Annotated in this window: 19 protein-coding genes; 18 read left to right on the forward strand and 1 reads right to left on the reverse strand. The window is 67.0% G+C overall.

Annotated elements, in window-relative coordinates; translation table 11 throughout:
- The first annotated feature begins 2 nt into the window (after positions 1–2).
- From VKK44_RS25345 to VKK44_RS25395, 11 genes are all read left to right on the forward strand, one after another.
- Positions 3–815 (forward strand): TIM barrel protein, encoded by an 813-nt coding sequence (locus VKK44_RS25345; protein ID WP_343443700.1) that lies wholly within the window; start codon positions 3–5, stop codon positions 813–815.
- On the forward strand, positions 812–1,591 hold the full coding sequence (locus VKK44_RS25350; protein WP_343443701.1) for a dTMP kinase: 780 nt from the start codon (positions 812–814) through the stop codon (positions 1,589–1,591). The genes VKK44_RS25345 and VKK44_RS25350 overlap by 4 nt, the downstream gene beginning before the upstream one ends.
- Positions 1,588–2,310 carry a ribulose-phosphate 3-epimerase gene (locus VKK44_RS25355; protein ID WP_343443702.1) on the forward strand — a complete coding sequence of 241 codons (723 nt, stop codon included), beginning with the start codon at positions 1,588–1,590 and terminating at the stop codon, positions 2,308–2,310. Before VKK44_RS25350 ends, VKK44_RS25355 begins: the two co-directional genes overlap by 4 nt.
- Positions 2,307–3,071 carry an HAD family hydrolase gene (locus VKK44_RS25360; RefSeq protein WP_343443703.1) on the forward strand — a complete coding sequence of 255 codons (765 nt, stop codon included), beginning with the start codon at positions 2,307–2,309 and terminating at the stop codon, positions 3,069–3,071. The genes VKK44_RS25355 and VKK44_RS25360 overlap by 4 nt, the downstream gene beginning before the upstream one ends.
- Positions 3,068–3,874 carry a hypothetical protein gene (locus VKK44_RS25365; RefSeq protein WP_343443704.1) on the forward strand — a complete coding sequence of 269 codons (807 nt, stop codon included), beginning with the start codon at positions 3,068–3,070 and terminating at the stop codon, positions 3,872–3,874. The genes VKK44_RS25360 and VKK44_RS25365 overlap by 4 nt, the downstream gene beginning before the upstream one ends.
- On the forward strand, positions 3,871–4,992 hold the full coding sequence (locus VKK44_RS25370) for a hypothetical protein (RefSeq protein ID WP_343443705.1): 1,122 nt from the start codon (positions 3,871–3,873) through the stop codon (positions 4,990–4,992). The genes VKK44_RS25365 and VKK44_RS25370 overlap by 4 nt, the downstream gene beginning before the upstream one ends.
- Complete coding sequence (locus tag VKK44_RS25375; protein ID WP_343443706.1) at positions 4,989–5,912, forward strand: nucleotidyltransferase family protein; 924 nt, start codon at positions 4,989–4,991, stop codon at positions 5,910–5,912. Before VKK44_RS25370 ends, VKK44_RS25375 begins: the two co-directional genes overlap by 4 nt.
- Positions 5,909–6,469, forward strand: coding sequence for an AAA family ATPase (locus VKK44_RS25380; protein ID WP_343443707.1), 561 nt, complete (start codon positions 5,909–5,911; stop codon positions 6,467–6,469). Before VKK44_RS25375 ends, VKK44_RS25380 begins: the two co-directional genes overlap by 4 nt.
- Positions 6,466–7,287: an inositol monophosphatase family protein gene (locus VKK44_RS25385; RefSeq protein ID WP_343443708.1), complete on the forward strand. Its 822-nt coding sequence runs from the start codon at positions 6,466–6,468 to the stop codon at positions 7,285–7,287. The genes VKK44_RS25380 and VKK44_RS25385 overlap by 4 nt, the downstream gene beginning before the upstream one ends.
- Positions 7,281–7,979 (forward strand): dTMP kinase, encoded by a 699-nt coding sequence (locus VKK44_RS25390; protein WP_343443709.1) that lies wholly within the window; start codon positions 7,281–7,283, stop codon positions 7,977–7,979. The genes VKK44_RS25385 and VKK44_RS25390 overlap by 7 nt, the downstream gene beginning before the upstream one ends.
- A gap of 68 nt (positions 7,980–8,047) precedes the next feature.
- Positions 8,048–8,992 carry a phosphotransferase family protein gene (locus VKK44_RS25395; RefSeq protein ID WP_343443710.1) on the forward strand — a complete coding sequence of 315 codons (945 nt, stop codon included), beginning with the start codon at positions 8,048–8,050 and terminating at the stop codon, positions 8,990–8,992.
- A gap of 23 nt (positions 8,993–9,015) precedes the next feature.
- On the opposite strand, the gene VKK44_RS25400 is transcribed toward VKK44_RS25395, so the two are convergent.
- Positions 9,016–10,092, reverse strand: coding sequence for a glycosyltransferase family 4 protein (locus VKK44_RS25400; protein WP_343443711.1), 1,077 nt, complete (start codon positions 10,090–10,092; stop codon positions 9,016–9,018).
- A gap of 145 nt (positions 10,093–10,237) precedes the next feature.
- Between VKK44_RS25400 and VKK44_RS25405 the strand changes: the two genes are divergently transcribed.
- The 7 genes from VKK44_RS25405 (at position 10,238) to VKK44_RS25435 (ending at position 19,059) form a co-directional block, all read left to right on the forward strand.
- Complete coding sequence (locus VKK44_RS25405; protein ID WP_343447896.1) at positions 10,238–11,032, forward strand: HAD family hydrolase; 795 nt, start codon at positions 10,238–10,240, stop codon at positions 11,030–11,032.
- A gap of 310 nt (positions 11,033–11,342) precedes the next feature.
- Positions 11,343–11,516 (forward strand): hypothetical protein, encoded by a 174-nt coding sequence (locus VKK44_RS25410; protein WP_343447897.1) that lies wholly within the window; start codon positions 11,343–11,345, stop codon positions 11,514–11,516.
- 194 nt (positions 11,517–11,710) lie between these two features.
- On the forward strand, positions 11,711–13,174 hold the full coding sequence (locus tag VKK44_RS25415) for a site-specific integrase (protein WP_343443712.1): 1,464 nt from the start codon (positions 11,711–11,713) through the stop codon (positions 13,172–13,174).
- A gap of 942 nt (positions 13,175–14,116) precedes the next feature.
- Positions 14,117–15,121, forward strand: coding sequence for an ATP-dependent DNA ligase (locus VKK44_RS25420; RefSeq protein ID WP_343443713.1), 1,005 nt, complete (start codon positions 14,117–14,119; stop codon positions 15,119–15,121).
- A gap of 304 nt (positions 15,122–15,425) precedes the next feature.
- Entirely contained in the window at positions 15,426–16,544 is a 1,119-nt protein-coding gene (locus tag VKK44_RS25425; RefSeq protein ID WP_343443714.1) for an ABC-three component system protein, read from the forward strand.
- On the forward strand, positions 16,541–17,074 hold the full coding sequence (locus tag VKK44_RS25430) for a three component ABC system middle component (RefSeq protein ID WP_343443715.1): 534 nt from the start codon (positions 16,541–16,543) through the stop codon (positions 17,072–17,074). The genes VKK44_RS25425 and VKK44_RS25430 overlap by 4 nt, the downstream gene beginning before the upstream one ends.
- 5 nt (positions 17,075–17,079) lie before the next feature.
- Complete coding sequence (locus VKK44_RS25435; protein WP_343443716.1) at positions 17,080–19,059, forward strand: DUF3732 domain-containing protein; 1,980 nt, start codon at positions 17,080–17,082, stop codon at positions 19,057–19,059.
- Positions 19,060–19,221 lie beyond the last annotated feature (162 nt).

Genomic DNA, 19,221 nt, shown 5'->3' on the forward strand with positions numbered 1-19,221 from the left:
CCATGCGGTACGCCGCGAACCTGTCGATCCTCTACGGTCACCTGCCCCTGCTGGCGCGGCCGGCTGCTGCGGCGGCCGACGGCTTCCACGCCGTCGAGTGCTGGTGGCCGTTTACCAGTCACATGCCCGGCGATCGGGAGGTCGACGCCTACGAGAACGCGCTCGACGACGCCGGAGTATGTCTGATCGCAATGAACCTCGTGGAAGGTGACATGCGGGGCGGCGACCGCGGGCTGCTGTCAAGCCCCCGTCACCAAGAGGTCTTCCGGGCGGGGCTCGACACCGCCATCGACTTCGCGGCCCGCACCGGCTGCCGGATCCTCAACGCGCTCTACGGCAACCGGGAACCAGGCGTCGACCCCGCGCATCAGGACCAGCTCGCCCTCGACAGCCTCGCCGCCGCAGCCACGGCGGCAGACGCGATCGGCGCCACGATCGTGCTGGAGGCCATCAGCCGTAGGGAGGCTCCGAACTACCCCCTCGCCGATGCAGACGCCGCCGTGGCGACCGCCGATACGGTCAATGCCCTCACCGGCCTGACCAACACCGGCTTCCTGTGCGACCTCTACCACCACGGCCGCTCCGGTGAAGACGTACCCGCGCTGCTGCGTCGGCATGCGGCTCGCATCGTCCACGTGCAAGTGGCCGATGACCCGGGCCGCGGCCGCCCTGGATCTGGCGTCCTGCATTACCCGGGCTACCTCGCTGCTCTTCAGGAGATCGGCTACCAGGGCTGGATCGGGCTGGAGTACGAGCCGACCCGAAACCCAGCCGTCGACTACGACTGGATACCGATGGGAGGGCCCACTCGATGACGTCACCGGACACACCGGTCGTCGGCGGGCTGGCCAGTCCGTCGTGGCGACTGGCGCCGCCGAAAGGCCTCCTGGTCACGATCGAGGGGGTTTGGGGGGCGGGCAAGACGACTGCGGCCCAGCTCGTGGGCGCGCGGCTTCGGCGAGCCGGATTCGCTGTCCAAGTCGTCCACTACGGCGGAGAGACCGGCAGCATCGGCCGACTCTCTGCGTTTCTCGAACGGTCTCCACTGCGGGCGCGCACCGGTCTAGGCGGATACACCCTCCCGCACCACAGCATCGTCGACGTCCTTCTACGTCTGTGCCGCGAGGCCCACCACCACGTTCACTGCTTCCAGCCCGCCTTGGCGGTCAACGACGTGGTGCTGGTCGACCACGGCATCTACTCCAAACTCGCATGGGCTCTGACGGTGCTGACCGAGACCGAGCCCGATGCCGACAGCCTTCGTACGCTGCAACGGCTACAGGCCGTCGTCGCGCCCTGGTTCTGCGAGCCCGACGTGCCGGTGTATCTCGACACGCCGTGGCCACTGGCTCGGGAACGCGCAATCGCCCGGGGACACGGCGGCGGCCACCCCGCCGCGATCGAACGGTTGCTGTTTCTCCCCCGCTACACCGCCGCCTACCGGCAGATCCTCGCTTACCACGACGACCGAGTGATTCGGGTTCCAGTTGGACTGCGCGCCCCGGGAGAGATCGCTGAGGAGATCACCAACCGGCTCCTCGGCACCCTTCAGGCAGCGCCGCTGTCCCAGCGTGCAGAGAGAAGAGGATGATCATGGCGTCCTGGCTCGATGCGCTCCCGCGCGACCGGCTGCTGCTGGATGTGTCCCTATGGTCGGCTAACCTGGCCGCGCTCGGCGCTGAGGCGGCCCGGATCAGCCCACACGCGGATCTGCTGCACATCGACGCCTCCGACACCCACTTCGTGCCGGAGCCGCTGTTCTTCCCCGATCTCGTGCGCGCGGTCCGTCCGCACACCGCCCGACCGCTGCACGTGCACCTGATGGCGCACCGACCGGCCCGACTCGCGTGCGCGTTCGCCGACGCTGGCGCGGACCTGATCACCGTGCACGCGGAAGCCACAGGCGCGGCCGACGCCGTACGAGCGATCCACGACGCTGGACGGCCTGCGGGCATCGCGCTGACGCTCGACACCGACCCTGCCGACGTTCGCGGGTTGCTCGCAGAGGCCGACGCGATCGTCCTGATCGGCACTCCCCTTGGCACCAAAGGCACCACCATGCAGCCCACTGTCCTCGCCAAAATCACCGCGGCGCGGCGGCTGCTCGATGCTGAGCAGCGGATGGTTCCGATCATCGCCGACGGCGGCATCCGCCAGGACACCGTCGCGTCGGTGGCCGCTGCCGGCGCCAACGGTGTCGTCCCCGGATCCCTGCTCTGGGCCAGCCATGACCTGCTCAGCACCGCCGCGTGGATCCGCACCCACCGACCGATGACGCCGGCATCATCCGAAAGGCAGACCCCACGATGACCACCGGACAAGATCTCTCGGGATGGACGGTCAGCCTCGACTTGTGGGGCACTCTGATAGAGCACAGCGACCAGGCCGCCGTGACAGACTGGCGAGTGGCCGAGTTCGGCCAAGTTCTGGCCGCGTTCGACCAGGACAGACCCGCCTCCCAGATCCGCCAGGCAGTGACTTCCGTCGACCGCCTCGCTCTTCACCAACAGCGCCACGAAGGGACGCAGCCCACCACCACGAAGCTGCTCGCCGAGATCCTCAACTCGCTCGCCGTCCAAGAGACGCCGGAGATGCTGCAGGTCCTCGACGTCGTGCACACCCACGCGAGCCTGCGCGGATGCCCACGCCATATCGACGGCGCGCAGGACACGCTACGGGCGCTCGCCAGAACGGGTGCGCGACTCGTGCTGACCTCGAACACGCTGTCGACCTCGCCCCTGGTTCACCGACAGCTGCTCGATAGCCTTGAGCTGTCGCCGTTCTTCGCCGACATGATGTTCAGTGGTGATCTCGGTGTCGCGAAGCCCAGACGCGAGGTATTCCTCAGGGTCGCGGAACGCGCGCACACCACGCCGGACCGGGTGATCCACGTCGGTGACGATTGGCTCACCGACGTCCGAGGCGCATTGGGCGCCGGCTGCCAGGCCGTCTACTACCGGCAGGCTGGTCGTCCAGCCCGACCCGGCGTCCTCAGCATTATCGCGCTCGACCAGATGGTGAACGCGGTGCTCGCCGCCCGCCACGCCGCCCTGGCCCCGGAATCCCGATGACCACCACCGCAGCGGCTGCCACCTCGACCGCACCGCCCGCGCGCCGAGGTAGCGCGAGCTTCCGCCTGTCCGACCTGATTGCCCGCCATCACCACGGTCGGAACACCGTCTTCGTCAGCGACGCCGTGCTTGGCCAACGGGGAACCGGGGACGATCCGGTGCTTTACACCGCCCACCGCGACTATCTGCCGTGCCGGCGTTTACTCGACACCGACTGGTTCGCCGACCTGGTCGAGTACCAGCCCGGCGTGCTTTCCGGCGGGGAGCTGCACCGCTCGACCGGGCACTGGAACACCCCGACCCAGCTGGAGGTCTTCCAGACCCTCACCGGCCGCACGCTGATGATCACCGCCTGGCGGACCGCCGACGGCCGGCAGACCCTGCGCTATCAGGAGTGCCCCGCGGGGTCCCTAGCGGCGATCCCGTTCGGCGGTTGGCACCTCACCCTGGTGCTCGACGGCCCGGCGGCAGTTGTGAACTTCTACACCGACCTACCCACCACAAGGCACCCGGCCGTCAAACGGGAAGATGCCAACGCGGACAAGTACCGCCGCGCGCCGGCAGTAGAGGTCACCGCCATCCTCACTCAAGACGGCTACCAGCTCGCTGGGCCCGGACTCGCCGCTTGGGGGCCCGCCCAAAAGACCACGGAGCCAGCCTGGCTGCGTCGTGCCCTCCACGGCGCAAATCTTGCGGACTTCTACCGCAAAGGAGACCGATCGAAGCTCGCCAGCCTCATCGGGCATGCGCGTCGCCGGCTGCCCGCGCACTCACCGCTTCACCTCGTCACGGAGAACCGATGACCAGCCTCACGCCTGCCGGCCCGGTCACGCTCGACGCCAACAGCGTCGCCGCAACGTTCCGGTGCGGCGACGCTAGCGTCACGCTTCACTCCGACGCGCGTGCGCTGGCCGAGGCGCAGCGGGTGCTCTACTCCTACGAGGTCCAACCGGCCGGGCCCGCGACGTGGAACATCCACCTGAGCCTTGAGCGCGACGTCGAGTTCACCCCGGCAGCCAAGTCCGGAGGGATGGGCTTCGACATCGGCCCCCAGAGCTACGCCTACCAGCAGGGGGAATGGCCGGTACGCGTCTTCTGGGTGCCCGACCGAGGCACGCTGCTGCGTACCAGTCAGGCGACAAGGATCATCAATGTCTGGTGCGCCACGGCGGAGGCGGCCGGCCTGTGGGCGCCGCGACTGGTGCGGCAGGCCATGACCGCGCAGCTGCTGACTGCGGGCGTGGTCTACGCCCACGCCGCGGCGTACATCGTGCGCGGTCGGGGCATCCTGGTCGCCGGGCACCGTGGACGCGGGAAGACGACCACCCTGCTGGCCGGGCTGCACTACCTCGGCGGCGACTACGTGACCAACGACCGGCTGATGTTGCACGCCCAGGACAGCGGCCTGCACGGATACCCCTGGCCGATGCCGTTGCGCGCGGGGATCGGCACGCTAGCCGCCCTACCTCACCTGCGCCACCGGGTCCCCGCTGATCAGCGAGCGCTGACGACGGACGACAAGTGGGCCTTCCCGAACAAGGTCGCCATCGAGCCGGAAGAATTTTCCACCCTCCTGAACCACGGAGGGAAGGTCGCCCGTCAGATGACACCGTCACTGATGATCTGGCCACACCTTGACCCCCACCGCGCCGACGTCAGCGTCGAGCGTGTCGATGCCGGCGAGGTGCACCAGACGCTGCTCGATACCCGCATGTTCATGCACGACCCCGAGCGCGGCACAAGCGCGCACATCAATCAATGGCTTGTGCCCGGCCCGACCGACGACGTTACCGAGGCTCACCTACGACGCACCGCCGCCGCATTGGCCCTGCTGCCCTGCTACCGCATCCACGCCGGCGCGGACCCGGCCGCCCTGGTCGCTGCTGTCGATGGCCTCCTCAACGCTGGAGAGCTCCGATGACCGACGCCCCCGCCAGCTTCTTCCCCGACACCACCGGCCACCCACGGGTATACCGGCTGCTGCGCGCCGCCTGCGAACCGACTGGTACCGCAACCAATGTCGATGCTAGGGACCTCCCACCATTCGGTGAGGTGTTGGAGCACGCCATCACCGCCAAGATGCTCTGCCTCTTGACCGACTGGCTCGACCGACACGGCCACACGGTAAGCCTGACGCGGCCGATGCAGCAGTTCCTACGCGGACAAAGGCGGCTCAACACCCACCGCTGGCGAACCCACCACCGCGAAGCGGCCCGCGTCATCACCATCCTGGCCGGCTGCGGCGTCAAGGCCGCCGCAATAAACGGGATCGCCCACGCGACCTTGCTCTACCGCGCTGATGGATCCCGCCAGTCCAGCGACGTCGACATCCTCATCCCCGCCGAGGCTGCCGACGTCGCCGTGAACGCCCTGACCAATTGCGGCTACTACGCCACCGGGCGCCGACCCACCGCGCTGCACCGAGACTTCGACGACCCCTTGATCCCCGGCCTCACCCTCGACCTGAGCGCACGCCTCGCGCACACGGGCGACCCTGCCCACATAGCCTCCGTCCTCAACCGCCGCACACCTGCGCCGCAACACTATGCCCACCTTGAGCCGCTGCCGATCCTCAGCCACGACGACGGCTTCCTCCACACCCTGGCCCGCGTCGCCGCTCAGCGCCGCTGGCCAGCGCTGGCCGATGCGCTCCGCTACAGCGCCCACTCCCCCACGCCGCCGCCCCCCGTTGCCGTGGTACCCGACGCCGCCCTGACCGGATGGCACCTGCTGCGCTCGTGTTGGCCCCAGCTGCCCGAACGGCCGCCCCTGTCCAACGGCGGAGAGGGTGATGCCGCCAGCATCACCACCCGCCCGCCGGAGACCGGAGGTCGCCCGTGATCGTGCAGATGGCCGGTCTGCCCGGCACCGGCAAAAGCTCCCTGGCCGCTGCACTGCACACGCGCCTCGGCCAGGGCTGCTTGGTGCTCGACAAAGACCGCGTCCGGGCCGCGTTCTACGAAGCCAGCGGGCACGTCACCTACAGCCGGGACCAGGACGACTTCGTCATCTCACTGCTGCACCAGGCGGCCCGGGAGCACCTGACTCGGTACCCAGATGCGACGGTGATCCTTGAGCGCACCTGCACTCGCAGCTACCAGATCGGCGATGTCGTTCGCCTCGCGGCTGGATTACAACAGCCTTTGGCGATCATCAGGTGCTGGTGCCCGGCTCCGATTGCGCGGGCCCGCCTCGCCGCCGACCGGCAGCACGACCGACACCCAGCTTCCGACCGCGACTTCGCCCTCTACCAACGGCTGCACGCCACCGCCGACCGGATCGACGCCCCAGCGCTGCATCTGCGCACCGATGCGCCACCGGCACGAATTCTCACTGCCGCCATCGCCTACCTCCACGACATATCCGCAGCGTCCACCCCCGTAGGAGCCACCCGATGACCGACATCGGTCCTCTGCTCGACATCGCGCTTGACGCCGTGCGCCGCAGTGCCCAACGCCTGACAACCCAGACCGTCCAAAAGGTCATCCCCAAGGGCAACCGCGACGTGGCCACCGACCTCGACCACACCATCGAACGCGAGATCCTCACATTCCTGGCCGACCGCACACCCCACATCGACCGCTTCGGCGAGGAATCCGGCGGCAAGCCCGCCACGCCGCACCGATGGGTCCTGGACCCGGTCGACGGCACTTTCAACCTCGTGCACGGCCTGCCGCTCTACGGCATCTCCCTGGCGCTGACCGACGGCATCCGACCCATGCTCGGCGTGATCGGCCTCCCCGCGCTCGGCCGCACTTACTGGGGAGCGCCCGGCCTCGGTGCCTGGCGCGACGGGACCCCGATCACCCCATCCAGCACGACCGACGTCGGCGAATCGATGATCGCGATCGGTGACTACGGCACAGGCGACGACGCCCCGGCACGCAACGCCGTCGCTGTGGCCCTGCACGCCGCGCTCGCGCCGGTCGCAGGAAAGGTCCGCATGCTCGGCAGTGCGGCTGTCGACCTCACCCTCGTAGCGGACGGAACCCTCGGCGCCAGCGTCACACTGGGCAACCGCGACTGGGACATGGCCGCTGGCGTTGCCATCGCCCGCGCGGCGGGCGCGGCTGTCACTGACACCGACGGCAGCCCTCACGACAGCAAGTCACTGACCACGATCGCCACGGCACCAGGGCTCACCGACTCAATGCTGACCATCCTGGCCACCGCAGCCACCGGAACTCGATACGACAGGAGAGCGGCCGCGTGCTGATCGCCTTCGAGGGCCTGCCCGGCGCCGGCAAGACCACCCAATCCCGCGCCCTCGCCGCCCACCTGTCCGAGCGTGGAACCACCGTCACATACCTGCCCGACAACCTCACGCGCGCCGCCGAACCGCTCGGACAGGCCCTGCTGGCCCTGTTCGACTCCGGTGACCCATTCTCACGGCACGACAGCGTGCTCACCGACACCTACCTCGCGGCCGCGATCCGGATCGACACCTACGCCACCCACATCGCCAGCGCGCTCGCCTCCGGCATCGTCATCGAAGACCGGGGCCTGCACACCCTCTACTCCTACAGCCTCGCCTCGCTGGTGCAGAAACACCGAACCCCACCTGACGAGGCGATCGCCTGGATCCTGGAGGTCGGCACGTTCGCCGGCCCGGCCGCCACTAGATCGGTATGGCTGCGGCTTCCCCCCGACGAGGCCATCGCCCGCGCCGAGCGACGGCAGGGCCGTCCGTACACCGCCGAGCAACGGGCCTTCCTCCGCTGCGCCCACGACGCATACGCTGCCCTCGCCGAGAACAACCCTGACCTGCATGCAATCAATGTCAGCGGACTCACCACGGACGAGACGCAGCGGGCGGTACTCGCCGCCGTCACCGACCTGATTTCGCCGCCCTCGGCCTGTCCGCCATCCGGCGACGATGCAAGCCGCGTCATGCGCCTCGGGGCATAGCCCCAGCACTACCGTCGATCTCTATAGTCCGATCCGTTCCATCGAGCTGGAGTCCGTACGCCATGACTGTGCCGCTCATCGACGTTCCCCCCGCCGCTTTGCTCGCCGAGCTCCGTCGCGTGCGCGCCAGCGCCGGGGACCGAGACGCAGCCCTGTCGGCGCTGGGTCTGCGCCCCCTCACCGGCGGGATGCAGAACGACATCTATCTGTGGACATCTCCGCACGACGACGGCGAGGCGGTCATCAAGCTATACGTCAAGACCGACCGGCATCGCGTCGAGCGAGAGTGGGCAGCCCTGACCCTGCTCGCCCCCCACCACCTCCATACCGTGCCCGCTCCGCTGTGGCGTGATGCCAAGCCGATCGAGCCCGCGATCGGCATGACCCGCCTTCATGGACGGCCGATGATCAAAGCGGCAGACCAGCTGGCCGCCCTGCGCGCCCTCGCGGGCACCACCAGAAGACTCCAGGCGGTGCCCCTGACCGGTCTGCTTGCCGAATTGCCACGAGTCGACTCCGGCGAGCACTACATGATCCGCCTGACTCAGACTTGGCCCGACCTGCTGGCCAACCAGCCCAACGACCCGCTGACCCCCGCTATGCAGCACTTGCTGGAGGTCTGGCGGCGCAGTGGCGACGCCGACCTGGTCACCGCTCAGGCCGCACCGGTGCTGTCCCGCGGCGACTCGAACTTACTCAACTGGATGGTGACCGACGACTGTGCCGCGTGCGTTGACTTCGAGTACGCCGGCTACAGCAACGTCGACTTCGACGCCGCCGACCTCATCGAGCACATCTCCGGCCGCGCCGTCCCGGACTGCATCTGGGTGCAACTCCTGCCAGACCTCGGGATCACCGGCGTCAACCGTCGCCGCTTCGCCGCGAATCAGCGAACTTGCGCTCTACGGTGGCTGGCGGTGCTGTGGAAGCAGCGCGACCGTCGCCGTGAGGAGTTCACCGCTCAACACGAGCGGGTCGAGATGCTTCACAGCAGCGACAACCCCTACGCCTGACCTCCCCGCCAGACCACGGCCGGTCACGCTCGTGCGGACCTCGCAGCCCGCGCGAACGCCTCCTCCCAGATGGGCAGCACATGTGCGTAGTCATGAGTCGCGGCAAGGTCACGAGCCGCCTGCGCCATCCGCCTCAGGCGCGAAGGATCCTGCCGCAGCAGCGCGACCCGCTCAGCGAAGAGCTGTGCCACCGCAGGAGCCCCCGGATCCCCATCCACAAGAAAGCCGGTTACGCCGTCCACTACTCGGTCGGGCAGTGCGCCGGCCGGCGAACACACGATCACCTGGCCCGCGGCCGCGGCCTCCAGCGCGGCGATGCAGCACGTCTCCGGGTACGAGGTCGGATAGAGGTAGAATTCTGCGGTCAGCTGCAACTTGATCAGGTCCGGCTTCGCGACCCTTCCCAGGAACCGCACGCCGTCGCCCGACATCGCTGCCGCCCGCCGGTACAGATCTCCCGCGCGCCGCTCATCCTCATCCGGAGAGATCCCCCGCAGCAGGTGGCTCGACGCGATGAACAACTCGGCACCCGGATACGCCCGACGGATGGCCGGCCACATGCCTAGGAGCGGCTCCAGCCCTCGCTTCGGATTGGCGGCGTGCAAGAACCTGCCCGGTACCTTCGGCAACCTCCGCGCATAATGCGATACATCCAGCCCGTCAGCGGTGACCACCCAATGCGCAGACTCGGGGTAACCGAAGTTATCCAGGTAAAGTCTCCGCTGGAAATCAGAGAAGGCGATCAAGACATTAACGTCACCCCTCAGGGCCTGACCCAGCAGACTTTCATTAGGTGTCTTGAGGCCCAGCTTCGCCACCCTAACCGGCGCCTTGAACCTTGCAGGATCGACTCTCTTCGTACGTACCCAGAAAATCACTACATCTCGCCGCTCATCTTCGCGCAACGAACGTAGCGGCTCCCAACGTACGCCCTGATCCTCGACGGTGGGACAATCGGCGAAGACTCTCACCTGATGCCCCCGATCCGCCAGCCCACGAGCAGCGAGAACCAGTGCGGTCTCGTTGCCGCCCAGCCCTTTATCTTGTAGGTCAGAGGGCCGCACCGGAAGGTACCCGGGATGCACTATGTCGATCTGCACGTATCCTCCGTCGGAGCACAACCGCCCTCTCGGCGTATGGAGTAAATGCCGGGGCAAGTGGCTCTGTGATTGATTGACAAAGACTACGACACGAACCCTATGAGACACAACCAAGAACGTCGCGCGGATTGCACGGAGGTCAGTCATCAACGTCCTCGTACTCGACCTTGACGACACGCTTGTCGACGACACCCTCGCGACGCGAGAGTCAGTGACTGCAGCGCTCACGTCAGCACACATAGCTACAGATCCGACGGTGATCGATAATGCCTTCACGCATATCCGCAAGATGTGGTCACGCCATCCTCACCGCCGCACGGGCCCGCTTGCCGCCGTAAGCGGGTGGGAGGCCTTGTGGCTGCCGCATGAGGGCAGTGGACTGCCGGCGGCAGTAGATGGCTCACTGCGCGTGTACGAGACTCAGGTCTGGACGACGATTATCGAGTCGATGCATGGTGACCCGACTCAGGCACCTGCCGCCGCCCGCGCCTTTCGCGCCTACCGTCGAGGAGCCCTCCGGCTACTGCCGGGCGTCGAGGACGGCCTCGAATCGCTCCGGAAGGACCATGCACTGTGGGTGGCCACCAACGGCCTGCCCGCCCAACAGCGCATGAAGCTCGCAGCTACTCGGCTGACCCCTATCTTCGATCGCGTCTGGATCTCTGGTGAGGTCGGAGCGGCCAAGGCGGACCCAGCGTTCGCCGCCGCACTTCAACGAGCAGTGAGGCAGAACGGGCAGAAAATCTGCTTCGTCATCGGCGACAGCGCAACGCAGGACCTGGCGCTCGCAGGCAACGGTAGCTGGCCAGCAGCTCACATCTGCCGTAACCAAACATGCAGCGTCGAGGTACCAGCTGAGGCGGCAGTCGCCCATGCAGCGGCGCTAGATCAGGTCGACCTGGTCTGTGGCTGCGCGAGAACCACATCCCCGTCGGCCTGATGCGCCGGCAGCACCAGCGCCCACGGCGACGACCTCTGCGGAGTACCTGTAGTGAATCGCTACAGCGATTCGCCTTCGCTGTAATGAGGGCTCCGCTTCGACCGCAGGGGCACAACGGCGCGCGAGCCACACTCGAGATCCCGCCACCAATGAGGAGACGATCATGCGACCCCATGAACACAAGAATTCGGTATTACAAGAGCAGTTTCCCAGCCGCACGCCGGCCAGCTCGGAGATCGTTTGGACAGCCGAGAGTATCCGCGCCTTGGGTGCCAGCACCGACTTGGCTACCGCTGCGTCGGTGCTTGGCATGTCCCGCTCCACGGCCTACAAGTTGATCCGGCGTGACGCGTTCCCTGTGGCGCACTTCCGCGTCGGCAGCCACTACCGGATCCCCACCGCGTCGCTACTGACTGCCCTGCACCTGCTCGACGCCCCCGCATCTCGAGGGGAACCCAGGGCCACAACGGACACCTTCCCATAACCGCCTGGCGCGGGCCCTATAGCCACTCCGGATACTGGCCCGCGCCCCTCCATCTGAATTCCGGATTCCGCAACCATATCGGCCGGGCCCGTCCAATGGACGAGCCCGGCCGACTTGATTATGCCCGCATGTCACGCGTCGATGTGGATCACCGAAACCGATGCACCACATCTGGACAAGGAGCACTACCAGCCATGCCTGCAGGAAGCATCTTCAAACGCTGCGGCTGCCGCCACCCCGACACCGGCAAGCCCTACGGAAACGACTGCCCGAAACTACGCCGGCCCAACCGCGCCTGGAGCTCCGAGCACGGAAGCTGGGCCTACCAACTCGAACTCCCTCCCAGCACCGACGGGCGCCGACGCCCTATGCGACGCGCCGGCCTACCCACCCGACGAGCTGCCGCCGACGAACTCGACCACGTCCGTGAGCTCCTCGCCCTCGCGCCTGCCGCCGACACCCGACGCCGCAGCGAGATCGCCGACCTCATCCAAAGCGCCGTACGTGCCAAACGACCCCTGCCCGACGTCGACCGCATCCGCCAACGACTGCGCGGCGACGGGGTCCTCGCGGACATGCCCACCGTCGCCGACTACCTCACCAGCTGGCTAGCCCACATCGACGTCGATGCGAACACCCTGCGCGGGTACGAGTCAATCGTGCGTGTACACCTCATCCCACACCTCGCTGACATCCCGCTCGACAAGTTACGCACCAGCCACATCCGCGCCATGTTCGTCGCGATCGAAGGCCGAAACGCCGACATCGTCGCCGCGAAAGCCAGTCCCGACCCCGCCGTCCGCAAGACCGTCGCCGGTGTACGTACCACCGGCCCCAACACCCGCCAACGCATCCGCGCCTGCCTACGCAAAGCCATCAACGACGCCCTCGCCGAGGAACTCATCGTCGGCGCCAACCCCGCCGCGCTGGTCAAGGTCCCCGGCGAACCCGCCCGCCCAATCATGTGGGAAGACGAACGCGTCCAACAGTGGAAGAAGACCGGTAAGGTCCCCGGACCGGTCATGGTCTGGACCGACGACCAGATCGTGGAATTCCTCGACTACGCCGCCAACCACGCACCCGATCTGTTTCCGATGTGGCACTACATGGCCTACCGCGGACCCCGCCGCGGCGAAGCCTGCGGGCTACGCGACAGCGAAGTCCGACTTCACCGGCACGAAACCACCATCAACAACCAGATCGCCACCCACGGATACAGCCCAGTCCAGAAAGCCCCCAAGAGCCAGGCCGGCAACCGCGATGTCGCCCTCGACGCCGACACCGTCAGGGTCCTCACCGCCTACAAGGCCCTCCGCGCCAAGTGGTGTCTCGCAGCCGGCGAGGCATGGCCCAGCACCGGGCTGTTTTTTGTCCGTCCGGACGGCCACCCCTGGCATCCCAACGCCGTCACCCAACGATTCCGCCGACTCGTCCGCAAGGCCGGACTGCCACCAATCCGCCTACACGACCTCCGACACAGCGCCGCCACCCTGGCCCTCGACGCCGGCGTCGACATCAAAGTCGTCTCCGAACAACTCGGCCACACCACTACCACTCTCACCCGCGACACTTACCAAAGCGTCAGCAAGCAACTCCACCGCGAAGCCGCCGACGCCGTCGCGAACAAGATCAGAAAGAGGCGTTCCAAGGCAGCCTGAGATGCCCGTCCCGAGCAGTTGCCAACGGCCGGTGGTGCCGCACGCACCAACATCCAGCCGCTCGGGACGGGGCGTCGGTCCAGATCCGAGATCAGCTACGACTGGATCTCTGGCGGAAATGACCGGCCAACACGCAGTAAAGCGGACTCGCCCAGTTGAGGGGAATCGATCGGGGCGAGCGTTCGTCTCACACCAAAAAGATCGCCGTTCGCGAAGAGTCTGATTCGCGGCTCCGCAGGTGGCCGCCGAAGGAGGGCTGACCCATGCCCCGACGCCCGACCGCCCTACTGCTGGCACTACCGCTGCTGGCGCTCGCCGCGTGCAGCGCCGTTACCGCCGCGTCGACGCGCCTCCGCAGCGCCGCCACCCGCGACCGCGATACCCGATCCAGGCTGGACCGAATGGTCGGGCCAGCAGGAGGTGATGGACGCCACCAACGCGGTCGGCGAGGCAGCCACAACGCGCTGGCCCAGGGCGTATGCCGGACGCCGTCGACTTGCCCGCCCAACTCCTGCTGGTCCAGCTGCCGACGGGCACGGGGAGCTTGTTCTTGATTGGGCCTACAGAATAGTGAGCTCCACCGAATCGCTGCATGATCAGCATTCAAGCAGCGAACTCGAATTTCGTTGAGCTGCAACTCACCGTTGCGGCTCAACTCCGCGCCGCCCCGCCGCCGCGACCACCTCGAAGACCATCAGACCCGACGGCCCGGCCGGGCCCTCGCCTCGTCCGCCCGGCGTCGACCTCGTCCACGCGATCTTCCACTGATCAGGCCGTGGCCACCGCCGGGCATTCCTTCTCGCAAATATTAGCCCCCACCGGCTTTTCCATCCTCCACGATGCGAGAATGACGCACATTCAGGGCCGGCGCGGGCGGTGAGCCCGGCCTGGCGCCGCGGGAGCGCAGCCGCAGACCCGGCGCTGCGCCGGCCGGTCGCGCCGATGCTCGCCAAGCCGGTCGACGCCGTGCCCGAGGGCCCCGGCCTCGTACATCAACCCAAGTGGGACGGCTGGAGGTGCATCGCCTTCCGCGAGGCCGACGGTGTGTACCTGCAGTCGCGGGTCGGCCGTAACCTGACCACCTACTTTCCGGACATCAGCCGGGCGCTTCGGACACTCCCGCACGGAGTGGTGCTGGACGGCGAGCTGATCGTGTGGGAGCGAGGCAGGACAAACTTCGCGCTGCTTCAGCGGAGGATCACCGCCGGTCGCGGGCTGCTGCGCCTGGCCCGTGATTGCCCCGCCCACTACGTTCTGTTCGATCTGCTGGCCGACGCTGGCGGCGAGTTGGTCTTGGAGCTGCCGCTGTCGGAGCGACGAGCCCGGCTCGAGCAGCTGCTCATCGACGCGCCGACCGAGCTGACCCAGACTCCGCAGACCACCGACATGCAGCAGGTGGCGGACTGGCTGCTGAACTGGACCGTCGCTGCAGGCATTGAGGGCGTGGTGAGCAAGCGCCTGGCCGGCCGATATGAACCGGGCCGGCGGGGCTGGTGGAAGTTCAGGACGAGGCTCGTGACCGAGGCGATCGTCGGCGGGGTCACCGGCAGCATGCGCAGCCCCGTCACCGCGCTGCTCGGCCGGTTCGATCGACGGGGCCGACTCCGTTACACCGGCCGCACCCACCCGCTGACCAGAGTCCAGCGGGAGCAACTCGGCGCGATGCTCTCGCCGCTGCACCCTGTGCAGCACTATCGGGCCGTGTCGGCCCACCCGTGGCCGGAGCCGCTGCCGGCGTCATGGTCTGGGCAACTGGAACGGCCGGAGCCGTTGCAGTACGTGCAGGTGGAGCCGACCGTAGTCGCAGAGATTGACGCGGATGTGGCCTTCGAACACGGCCGCTGGCGGCACGGAGTGCGGTACGCGAGGCCGCGGCCGGACATGTCGGTGTACGACGTACCGCTATTGCTCGGCGAGGAAGAGGGCTACTTCGGCGACCTGGGGTGAGTGCCCGTGGGTCTGCTGATGAGCCGCGAACGCTGCCAGACCCGCTATAGCACCCCCGCAAACAGCCGTCTGAGACCGAGCCGCTCGCATCCGCTTCTGCCGAGGTGCAGATGGTTGATCACGCCGTCTGTCGGACGCAGTGGCGGATCCGCTTCATGTTCGCGCCAGACGGTGCCTCGTCAATGCCCTGTTTGTCGGCTAGACATGATCGTCAGCAGGGGTAGAAACTCACACAATGGCTCCGGGTTCGCACAGTGCAGCGCCTAACGCGGTCGGGTATCAGCATCAGACCTGGTGGGCATTGGTGGAGCTTCTAGGCTCCGGGGTTGACAGACCGGACGCGTCCATCAGTCTTGAGCTGCATGACGACGTCGCCTGGGAGGCGGACAACAACCCGACTCATCTGCTCCAAGTCAAGCATCACCAGCTGACACACCGGGCACTGACCGATACCTCGCCGGACGTTTGGCGAACGCTGAAAGTATGGATGGATACCGCGACGCCGGGTGACACGTCCGGGCCGCAGCTGCTCCTGATCACGACCCAGACAGCAGCTGATGGAACAGCGATCGCCGCCCTGCGGCCGGAGACCCTCGACGAGAAGACCGCCCTCATCGGGCTGGAAGCTGTGGCTAGAGAAACGACCTCACAACAAACCAAGACGGCACGGGAGCAGTTCCTCGAGCTGAGTCCGGCAGACCGCCGAGCCTTCCTCACGAGGATCCGCGTGATCGATGGATCGCCGCACATCCATGACGTGCCCGCGCTGGTTCGCACGCACCTTCACTGGGCGCTGCCGACGGGGCACGAGGAGCTGTTCTTAGCGATGATCTGGCGCTGGTGGGACGAGCAGGCACTGGCCATGTTGCAGGGCAGGCTTTCGAGCCTCGATGTCGGCGTGGCGCGTTCGGCGATCGCCGACATCCGCGACCAGTTCACCAGCGAGAGCCTACCGACCATGGTCGAGTTGCTGGACGTCGATGGCGAGACGGTCGCCGCAGAGTACCGGACCCATACGTTCGTGCAGCAGATGCAGTGGGTTGCCTATCCGCCGCGGAACCTGCAGAAGGCAATCGTCGACTACTACCGCGCTTACGTCCAGACGGTCCGGTGGCTCGACGAGGACCTCATCGGTGTGGCCGAGCTAAACAGATTCGAGGCCGAGCTGGTCGACGAGTGGGATCGTGAGTTCGACTGGATGCTCGACACGCTCGACGACGACGCGGACGAGGCCGCCAAGCAAGAGGCTGGCAAACAGATGCTGCGGCAACTCCTCGCGCAGACCGGCATCAGCGTCCGTGCGCGTTACAACGAGCCGTTCTTCGTTCGCGGCAAGCGCCACGTCCTAGCTGATGCCGGCCGGATCGGCTGGCACCCCGACTTCGAGAGCCGTATCGAGAGGCTGCTGCAGGTCGCCGCATGAGCGGGCACATCACCGTCTTCAAGCACAGCGACGCCCTGGGGGGATCTGTGACGGCGTGGAATGAACGGCCGCCAATCACGGCGGCGATGCTGAACCCCGCGCTGGTCGCGGCGATCCTCGCCACCGCCGCTGATGGGTACCGCAAGGAGTCCAACCGGGCGATGCCGTGGCCGATGGCCTTTATCATCGTCCCGTTAGTCCTGCACCGCGGCACCCGCCAAGCTCTCCCGACCTCGGTCAGAACTCACCTCGCAACGTGGACCTCCCGCAACCCAGCGTTGCGCGCCGGGTTCCCGCCCCGTGCGCAGGGTCTTGTCGAGCCGGTGAAGGAGGGGGTGCGGTTCGGTCTCACTCACGGCGCGCTCACCCTCGAGGGGACCGCGCTACGAGGTAGGACGCGTCGGCCGAAGGGGTTTCAGATGCCCGATGAACTTGCGGACATCCTCCGCAGGGCGAGCTTTGTTGGCCGTTGGTTGGCGAAGATTGACAACACCGCGACAGTGTTTGCGGTACTCGGCGTGACACCCTGACCACTGTGCAGCTGCTCGCGATCATCCTCTACAGCACCCACGGACGTCGGCGCGTCCTCAACTTCACCACCGGCGCGCTCAACATCGTCACCGGGGAGTCGAAGACGGGGAAGAGTGCTCTGCTCGACATCGTCGAGTACTGCCTGGGTCGCGACACGTTGCAGATGCCGATTGGCCCGATCACCAGCACCGTGTCCTGGTACGCGGCGTTGTTCGAGCTCGACGGCGGTCGAGCGTTCGTCGCGCGACCTGCACCTGATGTAGGCAAGGCATCTACCCAGCGCGCGATGTTGGAGTTCGGTAGCGACCTGGCCCCACTAGAGTTCGATGACCTCGTCGTGAACGCCGATTCGGATGCTGTCCGGGAGCAACTCGGGCGCCGCATTGGCATCGAGGAAAATCTGCACGAACCGCCGATAGGGTCTTCCCGGTACCCACTTGAAGCGCACATCGGTCACGCCGCGTTGCTGTGCCTGCAGCGGCAAGGCGAAATCGCCGCCCGCGACTTGCTGTTCCACCGCCAGGGCGACCAGGGCATGGCGCAAACCCTCAAAGACACCGTCCCGTACTTCATCGGCGCCGTACCGCGCGACCAGGCACTCAAGCGTGCCCAGCTCGCTGCCGCCCGTCGCGAGCTGCGGCGCGCGGAAACAACCTACCGGCAAACACTTCGAGCAAGTGAGGCTGCCGATGCGGGCCTAGCGACACTCTGGCGCGAGGCATACGCCCTCGGAATGGTCGACACCCCACAACCGGCGGACCGATCCACCACAGTCGGCCTCCTGCACACCGCCGTCACCGCAGCGGTCAGCGCCCCGGCAACACTCGACTCCGATACCGCCAGCCGCATAGCCGGGCTACAGCGGGAGCGCGACCAACTCCGTGACCAGCTACGCGCCCTCCACGCGGAACGCGACGTGCTCCTGCAGCAGAACGACACAGAGACCGACTTCGCTGGCGCTGTCCGCCTCCAGTCCGCGAGGCTGGCAAGCCTCAACCTCCTCGGGCTGCCCGCCAACAGCAACCCAGCAACTGCCACCGACACCATCGATGAAACACTGCCCTGCCCGCTCTGCGGCTCGCAGCTCACTGAACCAGACCCCTCACCAGAGCAGCTGCGGCAAAGTCTGGTGCAGCTCACCAGCCAGCTCAACGGCGTAGACGCGGCGCGGCCCGCCCGGCGCGCCGCCCTGCAGGCGCTCGACGAGCGGGCCACCTCACTGCGCAACGAACTCAGAGCGGCCGAGGGCGTCATCCAGGCACTCACAGCAAGCCAGACGATCACCGAACAACTTCCCGACACCGCACGCAGGGACTTCACCCGCGGCCGTATCCACGCGACGCTCGCCGCGCTGCCTGGCAGTTCGGACGCCGAGCTGGCGCGGCTCCGCCGTCAATACGAGACTACCCTCGGGCAGGTGCAAGCGCTCGAAGCGGAGCTTGACCCAGCCGAGGAACGCGAGCAACTCACCTCACGCCTGGTGTCTATCAGCCAAGACATGACCCGGTGGGCTGACCGGCTCCAGTTGGAGCACCGCGGTGGGAGCGTCCGTCTCGACCTGAACCGCCTCACCGTCGTCACCGACACCGAGCAAGGCCCGGCACCCCTATTCCGAATCGGTAGCGGGGAGAACTGGGTCGGCTACCACCTCATCACCCACCTCGCGCTGCACCGATACTTCGTACGGCAGCACCGACCAGTCCCCCGCCTGCTCATGCTCGACCAGCCCACCCAGGTGTGGTATCGATCCGAGGTTGACCAGCAATCGGGCACACCCGGCCAGGACACCGACCGGGAAGCAGTCGGTCGCCTCTTCCGACTGATCTACGACGTGATAGTCGAGCTGACACCCAACATGCAAGTCATCGTCTGCGACCACGCAAACCTGCCTGAGGCATGGTTCCAGGACTCCGTGGAGCACAACTGGCGAGGCGGAGAAAAGCTCATCCCCCAAGAATGGCTCGACGAGACGGCGATCGGTTGAGTTCATACGACGCCAGCACGGCCCTCCAAGGTATGTCGCCTTCGCTGCTACAGCTTGCACGTGCCGCCATCGCCGTGGATGCGCGAGAGCTAGGTGGCGTTCCGCAGCCTCGGCGGCCTTGGCAGGAAGTGGACGCATCGCATAATAGTATGCTGCCCGACT

Source organism: Micromonospora sp. DSM 45708, assembly GCF_039566955.1.
Classification (GTDB): Bacteria; Actinomycetota; Actinomycetes; order Mycobacteriales; family Micromonosporaceae; genus Micromonospora.